The sequence below is a fragment of the Polynucleobacter rarus genome, from assembly GCF_003072505.1.
GTDB classification, from domain to species: Bacteria; Pseudomonadota; Gammaproteobacteria; order Burkholderiales; family Burkholderiaceae; genus Polynucleobacter; species Polynucleobacter rarus.
This window is the reverse complement of record NZ_NTGB01000001.1, coordinates 794,802-814,508: the sequence shown is the minus strand read 5'-3', so window position 1 is coordinate 814,508 and position 19,707 is coordinate 794,802. Positions and strand designations below refer to the sequence as shown.

The window sequence follows — 19,707 nt, the reverse complement described above, 5'->3', positions numbered from 1 at the left end:
ATCTATAAATAATTAAAAATGCATGTCATTCTTATGAATTGACATGCATTTAATTACTTCTATCATCAAAAAAGAATTACTTTTTGCGACCCAAACCTAGGGCTTGAACCATTCCTTTAAATACTTCAGTGTTATCAATGAAGCCTTTGAAAACATCAGATCCAGGTCCCATGGCATTTAAAACCGCATCATCTGCAGTATGGACACCCGCCTCATTAGTTGATGGTGTATTACCCTCAACCATTACAGCGTCCGGATTTTGTTCTTTATAAATAGGATTAGCTACAAATTTCTTTGTTTCTTTATCTAGTACAGCAGGCACAAAGGTACCATTTAATTTTGGTTTTAAGGTTTCATAATGGTCAGGGAAGTTACCATAATTAAAGACCATACGTTTACTTACATCAATCGTCTCTGGATAACCTTGAGCATTTGCTTTAGGATAATTGGGAAAACCAGCTTCGGCATAAACACCAACTTTTTCACGTAAAGCACCTTTACGATCATCTGAAATAACCCCACTAATTGAACCACCATGGGTATGGTCAGGGACTACGATAATCAAAGTATCTTTGTTTTTTGCAGCAAAATCCTTCGCAACTTGCACAGCATTACTCAACATAATCGTATCAAATGCAGCTCTTTCCCAATCTAACGGGTGATTAAATTTATCAATCAAAGCGGCTTCCACCATTAAGAAAAATCCATCCTTATTTTTTGAAAGGACATTAATTGCGGCCTGTGTCATTTCAGTTAAATCCGGCTGATCTGGATAATCTTTTACCGTGTTTTGTTTTAAAAATAAGCGGTCTAATGAACCATCCATATTGTCGTGGTGGAAAGCGCCAAAAAGCTTCGTCGTAGAAGTTTTTGTAGCTACCTCCATTAATTCCGTTTTATTCTTAACCAGTTCATAACCGTCTAACTTAAACAACCTCATTAAATCATTGTTATCTTTTCTTTTCGAAAGTTTGTTCGTCTGTGGTAAAAAATAGGCAGATCCACCACCTAAAATCACATCAACTTGCTTTAAGAATAATTCATCAGCGATATATTGTTTATCAGCACGTCTTCTAGTATGCGCAATAACGGCAGCAGGAGTTGCATCTTCAATTTCGGCGTCTGACACAATTCCGATCGACATTTTTGTTTTTCTTTTAATGAGTTCTGCAATGGTCTCAACTTTAGGATGCACCAAGTTATCAGTTGCTCTAGATGCATAGACACCTAATGCATTCACGGATGATTTATGACCCGTAGTATAAGCACTCATGGAGTTGGCCGAGTCCGTCAACAATGAATCAGCCCCAGATGTTCCAACTAATGCCATTTGAGGCATTTCATCAAAAGATAGCTTCCCTTGATATTTGCCTTGAGTAATCCCCTTTGACAACACTCTAGCAGCAGTTCTGTTGGCAATACTCATGCCATCCCCAATAAACAAGATAACATTCTTTGCTTTTCTTGGACCCGTTGCGTAAACCTCCCAATTGATACTTAAAAATTGCTCTTTCACATCAGCAGTTCTGGCTGTTATTTTGACCGAGCCTGGATTATCTAAGGAGACATTACGCCAAACAAAAGAGGAACCTTTACCATTTTCGTTACGAATATACTCCGGACGTGCTTTCAGAACGGAAGCCATATCTTGATCATTTAAAGTAATCATCGCCTCATTAGGTTCTAAAACTTTATCAAACTCAACTTTCAAGTCAAATTTGCTGCCAACAAGAATTTCAGCTTGGTTAATTGGATAAATAGAAACTGCCTCTGACTGCACAATATTGCCCAAAAGGCTAGCCATGATTAAAAGTTTGGTTAAGCGGCCAAACTGAAAAGTTTTTTTCATTAATTATTCTCCAAGGTTAGAATTTTCATAATAAATGATGAAAATGACAATTTGCAGAAGCAATGACTTTATTTAAAAATAAGCTTATTTTTCTATCCAGACCCAATTAAAAAAGGTAAAAAATGCTTCAAAAATCCTATCATTTAAAACATCTTCTCAGTGTGACTTTTGCGTTGATTTTTTTAACATTAACTTCGTGCTCATCTGACAAGCCAGAAGGACCTATTCATCAAAGTGACCCTAAACCTTTAACTGTTTTAATCTCTATTGATGGCTTTAAACCAGAATACCTTCAGCGTAATGCCTCGCCAAATTTAAATCAACTCGCAGAAAATGGTGCCATTGCTAAAGGTTTAATTTCAAGCTTTCCCTCAGTTACCTTCCCCAATCACTACAGCATTGTTACTGGCCTCTATCCTGATCATCACGGTATTGTGAATAACACCATGTATGACCCCCACATTAACGAAGTTTTTAAACTATCTTCGCGAGATGCGGTCACAAATCCAGCTTGGTGGTCGGATGCAAAACCTATTTGGGTGAGCGTTATCGAACAAGATAAAAAGGCCTCTACTCTTTTCTGGCCTGGCACTGAAACTAAAATCAATCAAATTCAACCCAATGATTGGTTGAATTACGACCACAACATGAGTTCGACGGCGAGAGTTGACCAATTATTAACCTGGCTCAATAGACCCAATAGTTCAAGGGCTGACTTTGCGACCCTCTACTTTTCAGAGGTAGATTCTGCTGGACACTCATTTGGCCCAAATAGTAAAGAAGTGAACCAAGCAGTGAGTAATGTTGATATCGCCATTGGTAGGTTTGTAACGGGTTTAAAAAACATTGGCCTTGATCAAAAAACTACCTTTATCATCGTCGCTGACCATGGTATGTCAGAAGTCCCAAAAGAAAACTGGCTTGAAGTATCTACGGTTTTAAAAGATATTCCAGGAGTTAAGTACGAATGGACGGGACCTGTTGCAGGAATTAACCTTGCAGACCAAGATGTTGCTCAAACTTTACAAAGTCTAAATAAAATCAAGCATATGGAATGTTGGAAAAAATCTGAAATCCCAGCAAAATACCACTTCGGTACGCACCGTCGAGTCCCTAAAATTGTCTGTTTGGCCGAAAATCATTATGTCATCACTGATAAAAAACCTCTCATTACCTACCCAGGACATCATGGCTTTGATCCGCAAGTCCAAGAGATGCATGGCTTATTTATTGCTTCAGGTTACAAGATTAAAAAAGCACAATTAGATTACTTTGAAAATGTCGATGTTTACCCATTGATGGCTCAACTTTTGAATATCAAACCTGAAAAAAATGATGGTTCCGATCATTTATTCAATAAGATTGTGAAATAAAGATCGACCTAGAGGGATTCTCTGGGTCTAAAAAACTCAGATTAATAGTCATCGATGGATTATTGCTCAAACGATTGGGACAGTAACTTGACCCTAATCGTTTGACTTTCAATATATTTGACTTTTTTCCTTGCTCCAACCGCCCCCTAATGATTGATAGAGGGAAGTTGTGTCACCTAAATAGGTAGCTGTTGCTTGAAGCCTGTTGATCTTAGCTTGAAGATAGGTTTGTTCAGTTTGTAACTTAACAGGCTCTGAAATATAACCTACCTTAAATTGGTTATTGGCTTGGTCAAAAATCACTTTACTAGCTGCTTCATTTTGAATCGCCGCATCTAGATAAGTTTTATCGGATTGAATCGCATACAGAGTATCAGCCACGTTTTGGTATGCAAAAAGTACTGTTGATTTGTATTGGGCTACTGCAACGTCTGTAGCCGCATCAGCAGCTTGCTTTCTTGAAAATAAAGTCCCTCCAGCAAACAAAGTTTGACTTACACCGCCACTAATACTCCAAATTTTACTGACTTGATCAGCAATATCAGCCACAACAGCAGTTGCACTTCCTGCTGAGGCTAGGACATTAAATTGCGGCAACATATTAGCCAATGCCACTCCAATTTGAGCATTCGCTGAGCGCACATACTCTTCAGCAATTTTGATGTCTGGGCGTTGAGTCAATAAATCTGCAGGCAAGAGGTTAGGTAAATTAGCGGGAACTTGGATTTGCTCTAATTTGGGTAATAACAATTTCTCACTTGGCATTTGACCGCACAAAACATTGAGCAAATTCAGCGTCTGCTCCCTACTTTTTTCAATCACAGGTGCTTGTGCAATCGCTTGTGCATAAAGGCTTTCCTGCAATGCAAGGTCTACACTACTAGCATATCCAGCATCTCTGAGTCTTCGTGCATGTTCAAGCTGTGCCTTTGCAGAAGAGGCTAACTGCTTGACAGTTGCAAGTTGCTCTCTGAGGGAAGCTTCCTGAATAGCCGCTGCCAACACATTATTCGCGACTGTAATACGCAGAGCGTCCAGTTGATAACTTGCAGCATTACCAAGCGCTTTTAAAGATTCAACCTGCCTGCGATTACCACCCCAAATATCAGGCACAAAGCCCACTGAAATTCCTGAAGTTTTTAAGGTATAAATGGAATTATTTTGATCAGGGCCATAGACTGCAGGTTGAATAGCAGAACCTGTATTTTGTCGAAGCGCGTTATAGCCAAGGCCTACCGTTGGGAAAAAATACCCTTGTTGGGCCCGCACATTTGCTTGCGCAACTTTTAAGTTAGCTGAAGCTGCTTCAATATCAAAATTATTTTTTAATGCAAGTTCAACTAATGCATTCAACTCCGGAGAACCATACGCCCTCCACCAACCATCTTGAATTTTTTGCGAAACCTGCCTGATCGTTTCTTGAGGAGACAGTGTTTGCCTGGTAAAACTATTGGGGCTACCTATTTTGGGTTGCACAAAATCTGGCCCAATCGAGCAACCAGAATAAAAGCCAGCTATACCTAAGAGTAAGCAAATAGTGGAGGTTTTCTGAAGAGGGAATATTGTTTTTTTCATCTTATCCTCCCAAACCTTTACGACGTTTCTTTGGCTTAACTCGTTTTAATACCTCTGTATAAATAGCTGGAACCACAATCAATAAGAAAATTGGACCAATAATCATCCCCCCCACTACGACGGTGGCTAAAGGCTTTTGAACTTGACTACCAATACCATTAGAAACAGCAGCAGGAAATAACCCAATTGCAGCGGATAGCGCAGTCATTAATAATGGCCTCATCCGGTGTTCATGAGCTTCTAAAATTGCTTGCGAAATGGTTCTACCTGAATGGATTAATTCCCGATAGTAGGTTTGAACTAAAATTCCGTTCATTACCGATACCCCAAGCAAGGAAATGAATCCAATAATTGCAGAGATACTAGCGGTTTGACCTGAGAGATATAAAGCTATTACACCGCCCAACATTGCAAAAGGCACTCCTGAGACTGTCAATAAGCAATCCAAGACGTTATTAAACAGGGCATAAAGAAGAGCAAAGATCAATAACAATGCGAGTGGCACAATGATTGCAAGTCGTTCCTGGGCAGCTTGTAACTCCTCAAATTCACCTGCATAAGAAATTCGGTAGCCCTCAGGTAAGATAATTTGAGAACCAATTTTTTCTTGAATTTCTAATACTGTAGAACCTAAATCACGCCCTCTAGTACTGAACTTGACAGGTATATAACGCTCGTTCTTTTCATGGTAAATGTAGCTAGCTCCGGTATCCAAAGTTATATTTGAAATATCTTCTAGTGGAATGTAAGCCACAGTACCGCTTGAAGTGGTATAGCCAATTCTAAGTCTTCTCACATCCTCAATACTATCCCGGCCTTCTTTCTTTAAACGAACAGTCAAATCAAACTTCTTGTCACCTTCAAGCACTGTTGTTGCTACAGTGCCAGCAAAGGCCGCTTGAATAACTGTATTAACATCGCCAGTGTTTAAGCCATAGCGTGCAGCCTTTTCACGATCAATGATGATATTCAAATTGGGTTGTCCAAGAATGTAGAAAATGCCTAAATCACTAACCCCTGGAATTCCCTCCATGACATGCTTCACTTGATTTGCAAGCTCTTCTAGTTTCACAAGATCAGGACCAATAATCTTAACCGAGTTTGCCCCTTTAACCCCGGATAAACCCTCTTGAACGTTATCCTGAATATACTGAGAAAAATTAGTAGTCACACCAGGAAATTCGTTTTCAAAATCTTTTTGCAAGCCTGCGACTAACTTTTCCTTAGTCATTCCATCTTTCCATTCATCAAATGGTTTGAGTGGTGCAAAGAGCTCAATGTTATTAAAACCTGCAGCGTCACTGCCATCATCAGGTCGACCATGTTGCGAAACGACTGTTACTACTTCAGGATGACTTTTGATCAGTTCCCTCATTCGATTGACGCTCGCAGTTCCTGCTTCAAGCGAAATAGTTGGGGGCAATGATGCTCGTATCCATAAATTCCCTTCTTCCAAGGCAGGTAAAAACTCACTACCCAAACGAGAAAGCATTAAGAAACCTAAAAATAAGCAAACAATTGAACTTATTATCACAACTTTAGTATTTTCTAAAGCCCAATTTAACTTAGGGGTGTAGAATTTTCGGATTGCTTCAACAATAAAGGTCTCGGTTTCCTTTACCCTACGAGGTAATAACAGTGATGCGAGAACTGGGGTAATCGTGAATGTTGCAATCAATGCTCCAGCCAAAGCGTAACCATAGGTTCTTGCCATCGGACCAAAAATTTGCCCCTCAACACCCTGCATCGTGAATAGCGGTAAAAACGCTGCAATCGTAATGGCAGTTGAAAATAAAACAGATGTATCTACCTGAGTTGAACTTAAGAAAATTAATCTTAATCTTGCAGTCCAGCCTTTAGAAGGATCAGTTAATAGCCCATCGGGTCCGAAAGCCATTTTTCGTAATGTTCGAGCTCGATCTTCAGGTGACTGCTGAAAATTTCTGAAAATATTTTCAACTAAAATAACTGCCGAATCGACAATGATGCCGAAATCGACCGCCCCTAGGGATAAGAGGTTGGCAGATTCCCCCGTCATTGTGAGGATAATAATGCTGAAAAATAATGCGAATGGAATATTCATACTGACGATCACAGCACTTCTTAAATCGCCCAAGAATACCCATTGGATAAAAAATACTAAGAGACAACCAAAAATTAAGTTATGAATAACTGTATGAGTGGTTACACCAATCAAGGTTGATCGATCGTAGTAAGGCTCCACTTTTACACCATGTGGCAAGGAACCATCAGAGTTGATCTTTTTAATCGCCTCTTCGGCTCGTTCAATAACTTGTTTAGTTTGGAGAGTTCGGTTCATGATGATGACGCCTGTTACTACATCATTTTGGGCATCTCTACCTGCTTCTCCAAGCCTTGGTACGAAACCTTCTGTAACATCAGCAACATCTTTCACTCTAATGGCGAGACCATTTTGTTGAGTTAAAACTATTTGTTCGATATCTTCAATATTTTGTACCAGGCCAACTCCACGAATATTAATGGACTGATCACCTACACTAACGGTTCGACCACCCACATTCGAGTTGGAATTACCAATTGTCGAGAGTAGTTGTTGCAGTGTAATGCCATACCCCTCAAGTCTTTTGGGATGAACTTCTACATGGTATTCCTTGGTTGTTCCTCCCCAAGCAACAACTTGAACAATTCCAGGGGTTGTCAAAAGTCGCTTGATAACAACCCAATCTTGAATTGTTCTTAAATCAGTAAGGCTATAAGTTGGCGGTCCTTTGAGTTGATATCTAAAAATCTCACCAACTAAACTCGACGCTTGAATCTGAGGTTGGACCCCATTCGGTAAATTTACATTTTGAGATAAACCATTAGCAACTTGAGTCAAAGCAAAGAAATAATCTACGCCGTAATTAAAAGTAACCCTCACGAAAGACAATCCAGCGAAAGAGGTAGAACGAATTATGTCTACCCCTGGAGTAGTAGCAAGGCCAATTTCTATAGGTCTTGTGTAATACCGTTCCATCTCCTCTGAAGATGAGCCAGGTGACTGCGCAGTAATTTCAATAATGACGGGTGCAGGGTTTGGATATGCCTCCACATTGAGTTTCATGAAGGCAATCAGTCCTGCCACAATGAAAGCCATCAAACACAATAGGACAATCGGGCGACGCGTTAGGACAAAGTAAAGTATTGGTTTAAACATTTCGTGATTTCTTAGTAAGTTTAGTGTGTCACGCTATATAAATTGCTTAAAAACAAAGCTTTATTTAAAGCTATCGTTTCACCTGGTTCTAAACCATCGAGTATTTGCACTAAGTCCGCTTGTAAAATACCAATTCGCACTAACCTTCTTTTGAAGTCTGTGCCGTTGTTCGTAACCCAGACTGAACGAAGACCATTGCTTTCTCTCACTAAGGCCTCCAGTGGAACAGCTGGCCAAGTTTCAGGTTTGGTTAATTCAATTGTAAATCCAGCCAGCATTTGGGGTTTTAACTCATGGTCTTTATCATCCAGAGCTGCGTAAATTGTAAGTCTGCGGGTAACGGGATCTACGGAGTCTGCAACATATACAATTTTTCCGGGAAATAGGCGATCCTTGTAAGCTTGTACATTCACAATGACATTTTGACCAATTCGATAATATGGCACCTCTGACTCTGGGACATTTGCTACCATCCAGAGTTTATTGATATCTGATATGACAAAAGGAGCTGGTGCCACGCCTGGTTGAACTAATTGACCAGGAGTTGCGTTTTTAGTAATGACTCTACCGTTGATAGGGCTACGAATATTCAGTTCAACATCAACCTTACGACCTTTCACAATTTCTTCAATTTCTGTATCAGTGAAACCAAATAAATACATAGTTTTTTTTGCGGCAATAAAATTTGCCTCAGCAGTTTGTTGATCTGACACATTGAGTTCTAACTCTTTTAGAGAAATACTTTTAAATTCATATAACTCTTTTGCTCTTTTCAGTGTTTCATTCGAAGTTCTGAGAACTCCAGCAGTTGAAAGGAGGCTGGCTGATGCTTGCGCGGCATCGGGAGAAACAACAGTGTACAAGACTTGGCCTTTTTTAACATCTTCACTGGCATTGACCAATACACGATTGATCCGACCTTGGTAAGTTGAGTAAATTTCAGCAGTCTTATTTCTATCGAAGTCAATAATTCCAACCGCTTCTTTTCTTTCTTGAAAATCGTATGTTTTGACTGGACCCCACTTAATTTGCTTCGCTTGCTCTTCAGAAATTTTCAAGGTATTTTCAGGAGAGGCAACAGGCACTTCAATAACATCATTCTTTTTAAAATCTGTAAACAAGAAGATTGCCGCTAGGATTAAGACTCCTACAAGAATCAAAATATATTTCTTGTTTTCTTTCATCTTTGAGACCAATTGATCTCGATTTGTACTCTGTAAATCAGACGATTTATTTTTTAATTCAGTCATTTCTGTGCCAATTGATCTTTAAGGTTAAATATCTTTTTAATGCGTTGAAAATTACTTTAAAAGCTATAAATAGCTAATTTAAGATGATATCTTAGTTTAGTGATACATTTAATAAATTGCTGATCAAAATTGGTTGGCCGACAATACGGGAATATCAGAGTTAAATTGAATGCATCTTAAGAAATTTTCTATTGTTCTTTTTGGTAGTTTTATTACAATCAGCTTGGTTTTTTATTTAGTAAACCTAACGGATAATCACATTTGGTTAGCATCCTTTGCTAGTTCTACAGCACTTTTATTCACCGCCTCTAATCACTCAGTTGCTCAGCCTAGGGCATTAATTGGTGGTCACTTAATTTGTGCCATTGTGGGGATTAGCTTATTTCATTTTTTTGGGGATGCTTGGTGGGTATTGGCAATTTCGTTATCTTTGGGGATTTTTTTAATGCTAGCGACTAGAACGTTTCATCCACCTGCTGCCGCCAATACAGTAATTATGATTCATGCTCATGCAAGTTTTTTTATTCTCATTTCAACTATTTTGCTAGGAACATTAAGTTTAGTCATTATTACCGCGGTGCTGACTCGAGTAATGAAAAGTAAAACAACTTATCCTACGCATTGGTTTTCTCCCTCACCCAGAGCACGTGATTGGGGCATCAAACATTGAAATCAAGTTAGAATAATCGAGATTAACGAATTCTAGAATGCACCGGAGATTCAAATGCTTGAGGAGAAGATTGTGCAAGATGCTTTTTATTTTTACGAACCTCATAAAGGACATGGATTACCACATGATCCTTTTAAAGCCATTGTTGCACCCAGACCAATCGGCTGGATTGGTAGTATCAGTTTGGACGGCGTCAAAAATTTAGCTCCTTATAGTTTTTTTAATGCCATTAACTCTGACCCACCAATGATAGGCTTTACGAGTACGGGTTATAAAGATTCTTTAAGAAATATTGAGCAAACAGGTGAATTTACCTGGAATTTAGTCACTAAGCCACTAGTAGAGGCGATGAATATTAGCTGTGCGAGTGTGCCACCTGAGGTTGATGAATTCGAGTTAGCCAACCTGACCCCAACTCCTTCTAGACTCATTAATGCGCCTCGTGTTTTAGCGAGCCCAGTCTCTTTTGAGTGCAAACTGTCAGAAATTATTCAATTAAAAAATACTGATGAATCCGCGCTGGAATCTTGGTTTGTAATTGGCCATGTAATTGCCGTTCATATTTTACAGAGTGCCTTAAAAGAAGGCTTATACGACACGGCAAGTATGCAGCATGTAATGCGTGGTGGCGGACCTGCTGATTACTTCACTGTTGGCGCTGATCAACTTTTCAAACTATATCGCCCAAGATAAAAAGGACTAAGTAAACTTAGTCCTTTAAGTTAAAACATCGCAATTAATTTTTAATTAATTTGTTGAATCCCACACAATAACCACCCTGTGTTACCTTGTATTGGCTTGACCCAATTCCAAACTTCTTGGAATTCAGAAATCGGACCATCTTTTTCTTCTCTTAGAGAGCCTGAGAAACGCGTACTCGCCAAATATTCTTTGCCATCTTCCTCAACTGCAATTAAATCTGCCGCAAGGGTTAAAACTTGCGTAAAACTGAAGGCTGAAACTCTAGAGAGCATATCTTGCCGTAATAACTCAAATAGTTCTGGAGTTGTATATTCTTTTAGCTTATCTAAGTTTTGTTGGTCAGATGCTTCTTGAAGTTGAATAAATAAGGCCTTAGCATTTTGCAAAAAAGAGTCTTTGTCTGACATATTCGATGGAGAAATATCAGATTGATTTGATCCATTCCCAACAGACTCAAGAACGGGAGTGGCTAAATTTAAACTTTTGAACTGCGGTTCTTGGTTAATCGATGGACTAGTTGAGTTCCAACCTCTATTGAGATTAGGTTCAACATTGGCATTATTAAATATTCCAGGAGTTGCAGGTGCATAAGCCATATTCGTCTTTGAGCTAAAGCGACGAATCAAAAACATCACCAAAAATCCAACAACAGCGATCATTAAAATACCGGACAGCATCGAAGCTAGTCCATCGCCCATACCCCCCATGCCACCCATGCCCATATGAGAAAACAGGTAGCTCAAACCAATACCAGCAGCAACTCCGCCCAAAATACCACCCATGCCGCCAAAGCGACTAGGTTGGGCAGCCGGAGCTGGGGTATTGGCTGGAGCGGTATTAGGCTTAGCAGCTGGAGACGTATTTTGTCCGACAGGAGTTGCATTAGGCTTGGGGGGGAGGCTATTTTGATTGTTGGTTACAGTGCTAGATTGCCTCCCCATGCTTTTACCGCTTCCCATTTTTTTTGCATACGCAACATTACAGGTTAGCATTGCTAAAGCCAAAAGACTGATCACTAACTTATTCAACAACTTAAAATTCACCATTCAATTTCACCTATGTTTATTAAGATAAGTTCTATTAAATACTAATTTAGCTATTTTGTCTTTAGATCTCAAAATAACCCCATTAGTAGTAAAGGATATAAGCATTACTCCCCGGTGTAAACCGGCTTTGGCATTGTATAAAAGCTATCCAAAATATGATACGGAATCATGACGTTCTTTTCCTGAAAACTGGCATGAGCAATGCCCTGCATCACACTAAAATGTTTATCTGGATGGGGTAATTGGGCAAAAAACTCAATTAAATCGCCAAAACTTGCGATGCCATCATATTGACCTCGCATCATCAGGACTGGTAAATTCAATTTTAAAGGGTCAATTAAGGGTAAATTAATCGACATATCCAAATAAGTGCCGGTAGGCATCGTGTCGTCCAAATCAGTCACGGCCTTGGCAAAGGCATCAACGATTGATTGATCAGCAGTACCAGGGTGATCTCTAGTGAATACACTACCTATCATAGCTTGATCAACTGGTCTGCGGTTTAAATTCTGCCATTGGGCAATACGTTTTTTACGCTCAGTTAAGGTGGGACTATCTTTCCCAGTCCAAACAAATGCATCTAGCGCAATACGAGATATTTTTCCAGGATTATTTTGGGCGAACATCGCTAACTTGAGGGATCCTGAACTGATACCGTAGCCAAAAATCTGTTTTGCTTTTGTTTCTTGGAGTATTGCGTCAACCACAACCTGCAAATCCTCTGAGCCGTTCTTCACATTGAAGTTAATATTTCGGGATTTATCTGATCTACCGTAACCTTCGTTATCAATACACCAAGTGTCATATCCCAAACCTGCAAAATAATCCATGGCTGAATATTCAGGCTTTCCAGGAATATAAAGATCAAAGGTCGGAGTACCCGCCATAGATGAACCGTGGACGAATAAAATAATGCCACGGGTGACTTTATTTGGTTTTTTACGCCATAAGTGTAATTTGACGGTTCCCCCATCTACTGGCTTGTTAATCCAATAGGATTTTCCTGAAACTTGACCTTTGTTGTTTGTAGCATTGGTTTGGGCATAGACTGATTGTCCTGAAACCAAAGCGCCTCCTAAAGCCATTGAAGATGCTAATAATAATTGACGACGTGATGATTCCATATAAATTCTTCCCCTAATAAATTTGAATAGTGTTGTCTGTAAATTGCTTTAATAATAATTCTTCAACAGATATTACACAAAAAAAGTCTCGTTATGCTAAATGGTTAAAATACAACATAGAAATTAAATAAATTAATCGGGGGAAAAATGTTAAAACCACATTTATTGCTTTTGGAATTGCTGAAAATATGCTTAGTTTTTTTCCCTCTTTTCAACAGCGTCCAGGCACAAAGCGCTTACCCCAATAAGCCAGTTACCCTTGTCGTTACCTACGCACCGGGTGGTTTAGGTGATATGTTAGCTAGACAAATTGCTGAGCAACTGACTTTAAAAACAAAACAAAACTTTGTTGTAGAAAATAAACCAGGCGCGACTGGTGCCTTAGGGACTCGCTACGTTACAAAGGCTAAACCGGATGGCTACACCCTGTTATTAGGTCAAACAGGAGAAATCGTCATTAACACCTTTGTATCCAAAGAGCTAGGATATGACTCAATGCGTGATCTAAAACCCATTGCTCTGATTGGCGAGGTCCCTTTAACCCTCGTTGTCGCAGGAAATGCTAGTACTAACTCCGTCAGTGATCTCATTAAAAAAGCGAAGTCTAATCCCGATAAATTAGTTTATGCGTCATCTGGTACCGCCACTCCGGGCCATTTAGCTGCCGCGGCATTTACCCAAGCCGCAGGTATTGAAATGATTCATGCCCCCTATAAAGGAGCTGGTCCGGCAACGGCAGATGTTTTGGGCGGTCATGTTGACATGTTTTTCTCCAGCACACCTTCTATTCTTCAACTTGTGGAGAGTAAAAAGTTAAAAGCACTGGCAGTTTCCTCTCCTAAAAGAACAAACGCATTACCTGAGGTACGCACAGTTTCTGAGGAAGGGTTCAAAGATTTTAGTTTTACCTTGTGGGGTGGTGTTTTTGCACCCAACGGTACCCCTGAAGAGGTTCTCAATTATCTCAATAAAGAAATTAATAGCATCTTAGAAGATCCAAATTTTTCTAAAGCATTAGAGAAGGATGGCGTCTTAATCAAAGCGAACTCAAGAAAAGAATTTAATGACTTTTTAAAGAATGAATTTACTAAGTATGCCAAAACGGTGAAGTCCATCGATCTCAAATCAGAATAAACCTAAAGAAAGTAATTATGAAACTAGTAGTAATCCCCGGTGATGGTATTGGACCGGAAACAATGGCAGTAACCCTGGACGTTTTAAATGCACTTGATCAACGTTTTAACTTGGATTTAAAAATAGAACATGCTATTGCAGGTAAAGAAAGCTTAGCGAAGCATGGTACTACCATTGCTCCAGGATTATTAGAGTTAGTCAAAGCTTCTGATGGGCTTATGCTTGGGCCCATGTCCACCTATGAATTTAAGGATGAATCGAAAGGCGAAATCAACCCTTCAAAATACTTTCGTATTAATTTAGATTTATACGCCAATATTCGACCGGCCAAAACATTTCCTAATGTACCAACAAGAATGGATCCGTTTGATCTTGTGGTGGTCAGAGAAAACACCGAAGGTTTTTACGCTGACCGAAACGTAGAATCAGGTAACAGTGAAATCTTGGTCACGAAGGATGTTGTGATCTCATTAAGACGGATTACGCGAGTCTGTTGTGAGCGAATTGCTAAAAGTGCTTTTGAACTCGCGATGACCAGAAAAAAACATGTCACGATTGTGCACAAAGCCAATGTATTGCAAATTGCTGATGGGATGTTTATTGATATTTGTCATGAAGTCGGCAAAGCTTATCCAGAGGTAAAGATTGATGACTTTATCGTCGATGCGATGATGGCCTTAGTTGCTAGAGACCCAGGAAAATTTGACACGATTGTCACCACGAATATGTTTGGTGATATTTTGTCTGACCTTACTGCTGAACTTTCTGGCAGTCTTGGTCTAGGTGGTTCATTAAATGCGGGTGATCATTTTGCGATGGGACAAGCAGCCCATGGCTCTGCTCCAGATATTGCTGGGAAGGATATTGCTAATCCTTTTTCTCTGATGACTTCAGCTGCCATGCTACTGAACTGGTTTGGGGCGCGTAAGCAGTTAAACAACTATGTTTTGGCAGCCCAAGCACTTGAAAAAGCAATTGAAGAAGCAATTGATGCCCGAGAGACCACTAAAGATATTGGTGGTAATTTGGGAACTAGCGCGACAGGTCAAGCAATCGTCAAAAAAATACTACTGGCTGCTTAATTCAGTCAGTAGTTTCAGTTGTACTATCAAGTAAATGACTTTAAGACGGCAATTTACTTAAATCGAAGACATCGGAATGTTCGATGTTTTCGGTAAACCAAGCATAGATGCCGGCAGTGCGGGTGCCAACGTGAACTGGATGTTGATTTTCATCCAAAACCATCGTTACATCATGACCCGGAATCAGAAGGCTACCTGGTTTTTCTAGCCACTTTTGCCAAATCAATTCAATGGAAGCTGCACTTTCTGCTGGATCTTCCGTATCTATGACCTTCCTACAAATTAACTCTGCTTTGTTTTTAGCGGAATCTCCAGTAAATAAAATATTAGTTGCGCCATTGTCTAATACAAAAAGTAGGTGTCCTGGGGTATGACCTGGAACTTCAAAAGCAGTTATACCCGGAATGAACTCTTCTTGATGCTGTACTTTTTTGACTTTTGCAGAACTCGATAATTCTTTTACATACAACTCTGGTAAGGGATTAAATCCAGGCTTTTGGGCTGCTGCCCAGTCGATTTCAACTTGTCCAATCCAAACAGTGGCATTGGGGAATAAGACAAAATTGACGGCATGATCATAATGGGCATGGGTCAATATCACATCGGTGATATCAAGCGCAGATAATCCGTGACTTTTAAGGCTTTTCTCAAGTGGTTTACGCATACCAAAGGCACCAACATCTAACAAAATGGTGCGGCCATGTCCGCGAATTAAACTCACGGAACTCCAACCTAAACCACCATGACAAACAGAGCGTCCTGGAAAGCCTTGAATCAATACATCTACTTGATAATTACTCATGTAAAGTCCCTTTATATTTATTCTGATTGAATATGTGCTGCCTGAATCAACTTACTATACATTTTTAATTCTGACTGAATTTGATTGGCAAATTCAGTAGGAGAGCTTGCAATAATTTCGTTACCACCATCATCTACCAAACGCTTTACAGTTGAAGGAACTTTTAAAGCCTTCACTACTTCCTCGTTTAGGCGTTTAATAATTAAAGGATCCGTTCCGGCTGGAGCTAAAAGTCCTTGAAATTGAGAAATATTAAAACCTTTGTAACCAAGTTCGTTCATTGTTGGCACATTCGGGATCGCTTTACTTCTAGTAGCAGAAGACACTGCAAAGGGTCTCAGTTTTCCAGCTTTAATCAATGGTACAGCTGTAACTAAGGGCTCAAAGGTAAAAGTTAAATGGCCACCTAATAAGTCAGCCAGCGCAGGGGCTGCGCCTTTGTAAGGTACATGGGTCATTTCTACATCGGCAGTTAAAGCGAGTAACTCCCCAGCAAGATGCCCACCACCACCAATTCCAGTCGAGCCATAACTGACCTCTTTGGGTTTTTGTTTAGCTAAATTAACGATTTCGCCAACACTTTGTAGTGGAGATGAAGCTATTACTACTACAGCATATTGATAAGTAATCGCGGCACTAATTGGAATAAAGTCTTTAACCGGATCGTAATTTAATTTTTTTGGCATTACTGGATTAACGACAAGTGGGCCACTTGCAGTAAAGAGCAAGTTATATCCATCCGCAGGCATCTTAGCCACCAGCTCAGTGCCAATTACTCCATTTGCACCAGGTCGATTTTCTACGATGACAGATTGCCCCATACTTTCTGTCATACTTTGTGCGATGAGCCTAGCTGTTATATCAGCGGCACCCCCTGCTACATAAGGGACAACCATTTTAATTGGCTTCTCAGGGTAGGTTTTTTGAGCATGACTTAAACTGATTAAAGAAAAACTCAAAGCGCTAACAACAAGGAATTTGGAGTATTGCTTAAGAATGTTATTCATGGGCGGGTAATCCTTCATTAGTAATACACTTATTTGTTGGCGTGGGACTCAAGAAGCGCAATCGTCTCATTGCTGATTTCAATACCGTTAGCTTGTTGTTTAGCCATTTTATTGAGTTCAATCGTGCCAGGTACTATTACGGGTTGATTAGGATTAGAGGCTGGACTATCCGTTAAGATTTGGGCAAAGTCATTCATTCGATTCGCCAACCACTCTGTAGAGCCTAAGCGTTTTGTATCTAATAGAATGAAGAAATGCCCGAGGTTTTGTGGTTCATCTGGCGCATCTTGCCATGACTTCACATGGGTCAAGTAGGCGGCGTTCGATAAAAGTCCAGCAAACAAATCCACCATTAAGGCAAGACCATAACCCTTATGCCCGCCGATCGGTAACAAGAAGCCGTCTAATGCGGATTTAGGATCTGTGGTTGGAACACCACTCGCATCCGTTCCCCAAGTATTCGGAATAGATTGACCTGCTTTGAAAGCATTACGAATTTTCGCTCTTGCTACCACGCTCATCGCCATATCCAAAAGGAAGGGATTCCCACCAGGATTGGGCACCCCAAAGCCGAGAGGACTATTACCTAATCTAGCATCCGATCCACCCCAAGGGGCAATCGTCGTCGTTGCATTACTGCCAATCATACTGGCAAAACCCTGTTGTGACGCGATGTAAGAGTATGGGGAAATTGGCCCAAAATGATTACTACCGCGTGCTAAAGCAATGCCAATGCCGCATTCAGAGGCGACTTCCATGGCAGCATCTAAGGCGTGCATACCAACTAAAGGTCCGACCCCGTTATCGCCATCAATCTTAACCATCGCAGGTGCAACTCGCTCTTTTGTAATATTCGCCTTAGGATTGATTCCGTTAACTAATAAACGCTCTCCATAGGACTCAATTCGACTCAGACCATGCGTTGATAATCCAAATAAATCAGCCATAACTAGAACTTTTACAATTTGAGTAGCGTCCTCAGTTGATAAACCTAATGCAGAAAATGCTTTAATGCCAAGTTCTGTGAGTTTTGATTCTGAAATGATTTGAGTATTGCTGGACATGGGAAATTTTCTTTTAGTAAATCTTTGGTTGAATAATAGATAAATGACGCAACAGATAATTGACTTGATTTTTTTTTAATCAATGTAGTATCGTTAGGTATTCTAACAAATTAACAATGAGGCACTCTATCAACTAATACGCTTTGGATAGTTACAGAAAGAGAACACTATTCAGCCATAGTGGATGGCCTAACAATGAGGAGATAAAATGGGACTGCGATTTATGGAGCACATCTTGATTCTTACCCACGATCCAGAGGGTACCCGAGATTGGTTTTGTAACAACCTAGGGTTTGTTAGTGGCTACCACCCTGAGTTTGGGTTTCCCGTTTATTGGTTGTATATTGGTGATCAAGATGTGGTGCACATTGGCAAAGCCCAACACTCGGAACATCAAAATATTTATTTAAGTACCCCAAGTGATACACCAGATGTTGAGAGTTCAAGACCTGACTCTTTAGGATCGGGAAGAATCGACCATGTTTGCTTTAATTGCGATGGAATTTTGGAGTTCATCGATCGCTTAAATAAAAATAAAGTCGAATTTAGTGAACGTAAGGCGCATAACTCGAATCTTTATCAATTATTTATGCGCGAGCCCATCAATGGGATCAAGGTAGAACTCAATTTTTCTGCTCAAGAAGCACTCAATGCAAAAAGGCTTGCCAGTTGGACAAGTACTGGAGAGAATGCAACCGAATAATACCTATTCGATACCAGCATCCTTGAAAAAATGTCGATTGCTCTCTTGAGTAATGTAGGTTAATAATTCTATAGCGATCTTTTCATTATTAGAGCCTTTCATTACCGCGCCCACATAACTCGTATAGTTTTGAATATCTGCGGGTAATGGTCCAACTAAACGCAGTCCTTTGGATTCATACATTTTAATTTCAGGGATTGCGCCGAACCCAATCTCTCTTCCTTTACCATTGATAATGTGCGTGAGAACCATATCTCCGTTGGCAAATTTCTTCGTTTTAGACTTTAACTGCTCCGCAATGCCCATTTTTTCAAAAAGTTTATCCAGGTAAAGACCAGTTGAAGCAGAGTTATAAACTAAAGAATCCGCTTGAATGAGTGCCTCTTTAAACTCTTCAACAGTCGCAACTTTAGGATTCATTAACTCATTTCGAACCGTGATGCCAGCACCAACTTTACCGATCAATTTAGGAACTGGTTGAACGATTTTCCCTGCATTGATCTGATCTTGCATCACACTAACTGGAGTAACTAATACATCTGCAAAAAATTGATTAGCCAGTTTTTGAGATAACTGTGGTGATGTTCCAAACTGGATAGTGACCTTGTGACCTGACTTTTTTTCAAAATCTTCGACGACCTTCACTAAGCCTGGTTCAACCGCACCAGCACTTAAGATGGCTAAATTTTCAGCTCTTGGGGAAAACGATAGAACAATCGCAAACCATAATAATCCGCGTATGAATACATTGTTACTGAATCTCATTTTGCTGTCTCCTTGGTTTAATTAAAATCAACTGACTAACTCTTGAAAGGTACGTTTAATTTTCACTGGATTTTCTATTTGCAGAAAAGTCTCCCGGGTGCCACCCGTGCCAATGATGGTAAAAGAACCAAAGCCTAAAATGCGACCGATGATGCCTTGATCAACATTCACAGATTCGATTTTGGAGAGGTTGATTTCAACAATTCTGCGCGAGATAATCCCTTCCTTGGCAATAATGCGTTTGTTCGTAATGGCGTATTCATTTGAATTCAGAAGATAGGCCAAAAAGTTGCTAGAGAAAAAGTTTACCCAATGATTTTTTGCACTCAGGACCACTTCTTCGCCAGAAATTAGGTTTTTATTAATATAACTTCCCATTGAAG

Annotated in this window: 17 protein-coding genes; 6 read left to right on the top strand and 11 right to left on the bottom strand. The window is 39.9% G+C overall.

Translation table 11 applies throughout. The features are described from left to right. Positions 1–76 precede the first annotated feature (76 nt). Entirely contained in the window at positions 77–1,849 is a 1,773-nt protein-coding gene (locus tag AOC35_RS03795; protein WP_108645844.1) for an alkaline phosphatase, read from the bottom strand. Positions 1,850–1,971: 122 nt separating this feature from the next. Here AOC35_RS03795 and AOC35_RS03790 point away from each other — a divergent pair, with 122 nt between their 5' ends. Further along, the gene (locus AOC35_RS03790; protein WP_108645843.1) at positions 1,972–3,222 is read left to right on the top strand and encodes an alkaline phosphatase family protein; all 1,251 of its coding nucleotides are present in this window, start codon (positions 1,972–1,974) and stop codon (positions 3,220–3,222) included. Between the two features lie 108 nt (positions 3,223–3,330). Here the strand turns inward: AOC35_RS03790 and AOC35_RS03785 are convergent, their stop codons facing one another. From AOC35_RS03785 to AOC35_RS03775, 3 genes are read right to left on the bottom strand one after another with little or no spacing between them, the layout of a single operon-like run. Continuing rightward, a complete protein-coding gene (locus AOC35_RS03785) occupies positions 3,331–4,797 on the bottom strand; it encodes an efflux transporter outer membrane subunit (protein ID WP_108645842.1) in 1,467 nt (488 codons plus the stop codon). A gap of 1 nt (position 4,798) precedes the next feature. Then, positions 4,799–7,975, bottom strand: a complete 3,177-nt coding sequence (locus AOC35_RS03780) for an efflux RND transporter permease subunit (protein ID WP_108645841.1) — start codon at positions 7,973–7,975, stop codon at positions 4,799–4,801. A gap of 20 nt (positions 7,976–7,995) precedes the next feature. Then, positions 7,996–9,225: an efflux RND transporter periplasmic adaptor subunit gene (locus AOC35_RS03775; RefSeq protein ID WP_245898414.1), complete on the bottom strand. Its 1,230-nt coding sequence runs from the start codon at positions 9,223–9,225 to the stop codon at positions 7,996–7,998. Positions 9,226–9,394: 169 nt separating this feature from the next. Here AOC35_RS03775 and AOC35_RS03770 point away from each other — a divergent pair, with 169 nt between their 5' ends. Together AOC35_RS03770 and AOC35_RS03765 are read left to right on the top strand one after the other, a co-directional pair. Further along, positions 9,395–9,895, top strand: coding sequence for an HPP family protein (locus AOC35_RS03770; RefSeq protein ID WP_108645840.1), 501 nt, complete (start codon positions 9,395–9,397; stop codon positions 9,893–9,895). 54 nt (positions 9,896–9,949) lie between these two features. Next, entirely contained in the window at positions 9,950–10,588 is a 639-nt protein-coding gene (locus tag AOC35_RS03765; RefSeq protein ID WP_211307469.1) for a flavin reductase family protein, read from the top strand. Between the two features lie 50 nt (positions 10,589–10,638). Here the strand turns inward: AOC35_RS03765 and AOC35_RS03760 are convergent, their stop codons facing one another. Both AOC35_RS03760 and AOC35_RS03755 read right to left on the bottom strand, forming a co-directional pair. Next, positions 10,639–11,643, bottom strand: coding sequence for a Tim44 domain-containing protein (locus AOC35_RS03760; RefSeq protein WP_108645839.1), 1,005 nt, complete (start codon positions 11,641–11,643; stop codon positions 10,639–10,641). A gap of 104 nt (positions 11,644–11,747) precedes the next feature. After that, positions 11,748–12,767, bottom strand: coding sequence for an alpha/beta hydrolase (locus AOC35_RS03755; RefSeq protein ID WP_245898413.1), 1,020 nt, complete (start codon positions 12,765–12,767; stop codon positions 11,748–11,750). A 147-nt stretch (positions 12,768–12,914) separates the two neighbouring features. On the opposite strand from AOC35_RS03755, the gene AOC35_RS03750 reads away from it, so the two are divergent. Both AOC35_RS03750 and AOC35_RS03745 read left to right on the top strand, forming a co-directional pair. After that, positions 12,915–13,901: a Bug family tripartite tricarboxylate transporter substrate binding protein gene (locus tag AOC35_RS03750; RefSeq protein ID WP_108645838.1), complete on the top strand. Its 987-nt coding sequence runs from the start codon at positions 12,915–12,917 to the stop codon at positions 13,899–13,901. Between the two features lie 17 nt (positions 13,902–13,918). After that, a complete protein-coding gene (locus AOC35_RS03745) occupies positions 13,919–14,983 on the top strand; it encodes an isocitrate/isopropylmalate dehydrogenase family protein (RefSeq protein ID WP_108645837.1) in 1,065 nt (354 codons plus the stop codon). A gap of 40 nt (positions 14,984–15,023) precedes the next feature. Here the strand turns inward: AOC35_RS03745 and AOC35_RS03740 are convergent, their stop codons facing one another. The 3 genes from AOC35_RS03740 to AOC35_RS03730 are packed head-to-tail and all read right to left on the bottom strand — an operon-like array spanning position 15,024 to position 17,856. Then, positions 15,024–15,785 (bottom strand): MBL fold metallo-hydrolase, encoded by a 762-nt coding sequence (locus AOC35_RS03740; protein ID WP_108645836.1) that lies wholly within the window; start codon positions 15,783–15,785, stop codon positions 15,024–15,026. A gap of 17 nt (positions 15,786–15,802) precedes the next feature. Then, positions 15,803–16,792 (bottom strand): Bug family tripartite tricarboxylate transporter substrate binding protein, encoded by a 990-nt coding sequence (locus AOC35_RS03735; RefSeq protein WP_159077463.1) that lies wholly within the window; start codon positions 16,790–16,792, stop codon positions 15,803–15,805. 29 nt (positions 16,793–16,821) lie between these two features. Continuing rightward, complete coding sequence (locus AOC35_RS03730; RefSeq protein ID WP_108645834.1) at positions 16,822–17,856, bottom strand: Ldh family oxidoreductase; 1,035 nt, start codon at positions 17,854–17,856, stop codon at positions 16,822–16,824. 208 nt (positions 17,857–18,064) lie between these two features. On the opposite strand from AOC35_RS03730, the gene AOC35_RS03725 reads away from it, so the two are divergent. Continuing rightward, on the top strand, positions 18,065–18,559 hold the full coding sequence (locus AOC35_RS03725; RefSeq protein ID WP_108645833.1) for a VOC family protein: 495 nt from the start codon (positions 18,065–18,067) through the stop codon (positions 18,557–18,559). Between the two features lie 3 nt (positions 18,560–18,562). Here AOC35_RS03725 and AOC35_RS03720 read toward each other — a convergent pair whose 3' ends face one another. Both AOC35_RS03720 and AOC35_RS03715 read right to left on the bottom strand, forming a co-directional pair. Beyond that, positions 18,563–19,324 carry a substrate-binding domain-containing protein gene (locus AOC35_RS03720; RefSeq protein ID WP_108645832.1) on the bottom strand — a complete coding sequence of 254 codons (762 nt, stop codon included), beginning with the start codon at positions 19,322–19,324 and terminating at the stop codon, positions 18,563–18,565. 27 nt (positions 19,325–19,351) lie between these two features. Beyond that, a complete protein-coding gene (locus tag AOC35_RS03715; protein ID WP_108645831.1) occupies positions 19,352–19,702 on the bottom strand; it encodes a PH domain-containing protein in 351 nt (116 codons plus the stop codon). Positions 19,703–19,707 lie beyond the last annotated feature (5 nt).

Bases quoted from the DNA above. Each gene is read 5' to 3' on its own strand.
- AOC35_RS03795 (WP_108645844.1), bottom strand. From the start codon at position 1,849: ATGAAAAAAACTTTTCAGTTTGGCCGCTTAACCAAACTTTTAATCATG.
- AOC35_RS03790 (WP_108645843.1), top strand. From the start codon at position 1,972: ATGCTTCAAAAATCCTATCATTTAAAACATCTTCTCAGTGTGACTTTT.
- AOC35_RS03785 (WP_108645842.1), bottom strand. From the start codon at position 4,797: ATGAAAAAAACAATATTCCCTCTTCAGAAAACCTCCACTATTTGCTTA.
- AOC35_RS03780 (WP_108645841.1), bottom strand. From the start codon at position 7,975: ATGTTTAAACCAATACTTTACTTTGTCCTAACGCGTCGCCCGATTGTC.
- AOC35_RS03775 (WP_245898414.1), bottom strand. From the start codon at position 9,225: ATGACTGAATTAAAAAATAAATCGTCTGATTTACAGAGTACAAATCGA.
- AOC35_RS03770 (WP_108645840.1), top strand. From the start codon at position 9,395: ATGCATCTTAAGAAATTTTCTATTGTTCTTTTTGGTAGTTTTATTACA.
- AOC35_RS03765 (WP_211307469.1), top strand. From the start codon at position 9,950: ATGCTTGAGGAGAAGATTGTGCAAGATGCTTTTTATTTTTACGAACCT.
- AOC35_RS03760 (WP_108645839.1), bottom strand. From the start codon at position 11,643: ATGGTGAATTTTAAGTTGTTGAATAAGTTAGTGATCAGTCTTTTGGCT.
- AOC35_RS03755 (WP_245898413.1), bottom strand. From the start codon at position 12,767: ATGGAATCATCACGTCGTCAATTATTATTAGCATCTTCAATGGCTTTA.
- AOC35_RS03750 (WP_108645838.1), top strand. From the start codon at position 12,915: ATGTTAAAACCACATTTATTGCTTTTGGAATTGCTGAAAATATGCTTA.
- AOC35_RS03745 (WP_108645837.1), top strand. From the start codon at position 13,919: ATGAAACTAGTAGTAATCCCCGGTGATGGTATTGGACCGGAAACAATG.
- AOC35_RS03740 (WP_108645836.1), bottom strand. From the start codon at position 15,785: ATGAGTAATTATCAAGTAGATGTATTGATTCAAGGCTTTCCAGGACGC.
- AOC35_RS03735 (WP_159077463.1), bottom strand. From the start codon at position 16,792: ATGAATAACATTCTTAAGCAATACTCCAAATTCCTTGTTGTTAGCGCT.
- AOC35_RS03730 (WP_108645834.1), bottom strand. From the start codon at position 17,856: ATGTCCAGCAATACTCAAATCATTTCAGAATCAAAACTCACAGAACTT.
- AOC35_RS03725 (WP_108645833.1), top strand. From the start codon at position 18,065: ATGGGACTGCGATTTATGGAGCACATCTTGATTCTTACCCACGATCCA.
- AOC35_RS03720 (WP_108645832.1), bottom strand. From the start codon at position 19,324: ATGAGATTCAGTAACAATGTATTCATACGCGGATTATTATGGTTTGCG.
- AOC35_RS03715 (WP_108645831.1), bottom strand. From the start codon at position 19,702: ATGGGAAGTTATATTAATAAAAACCTAATTTCTGGCGAAGAAGTGGTC.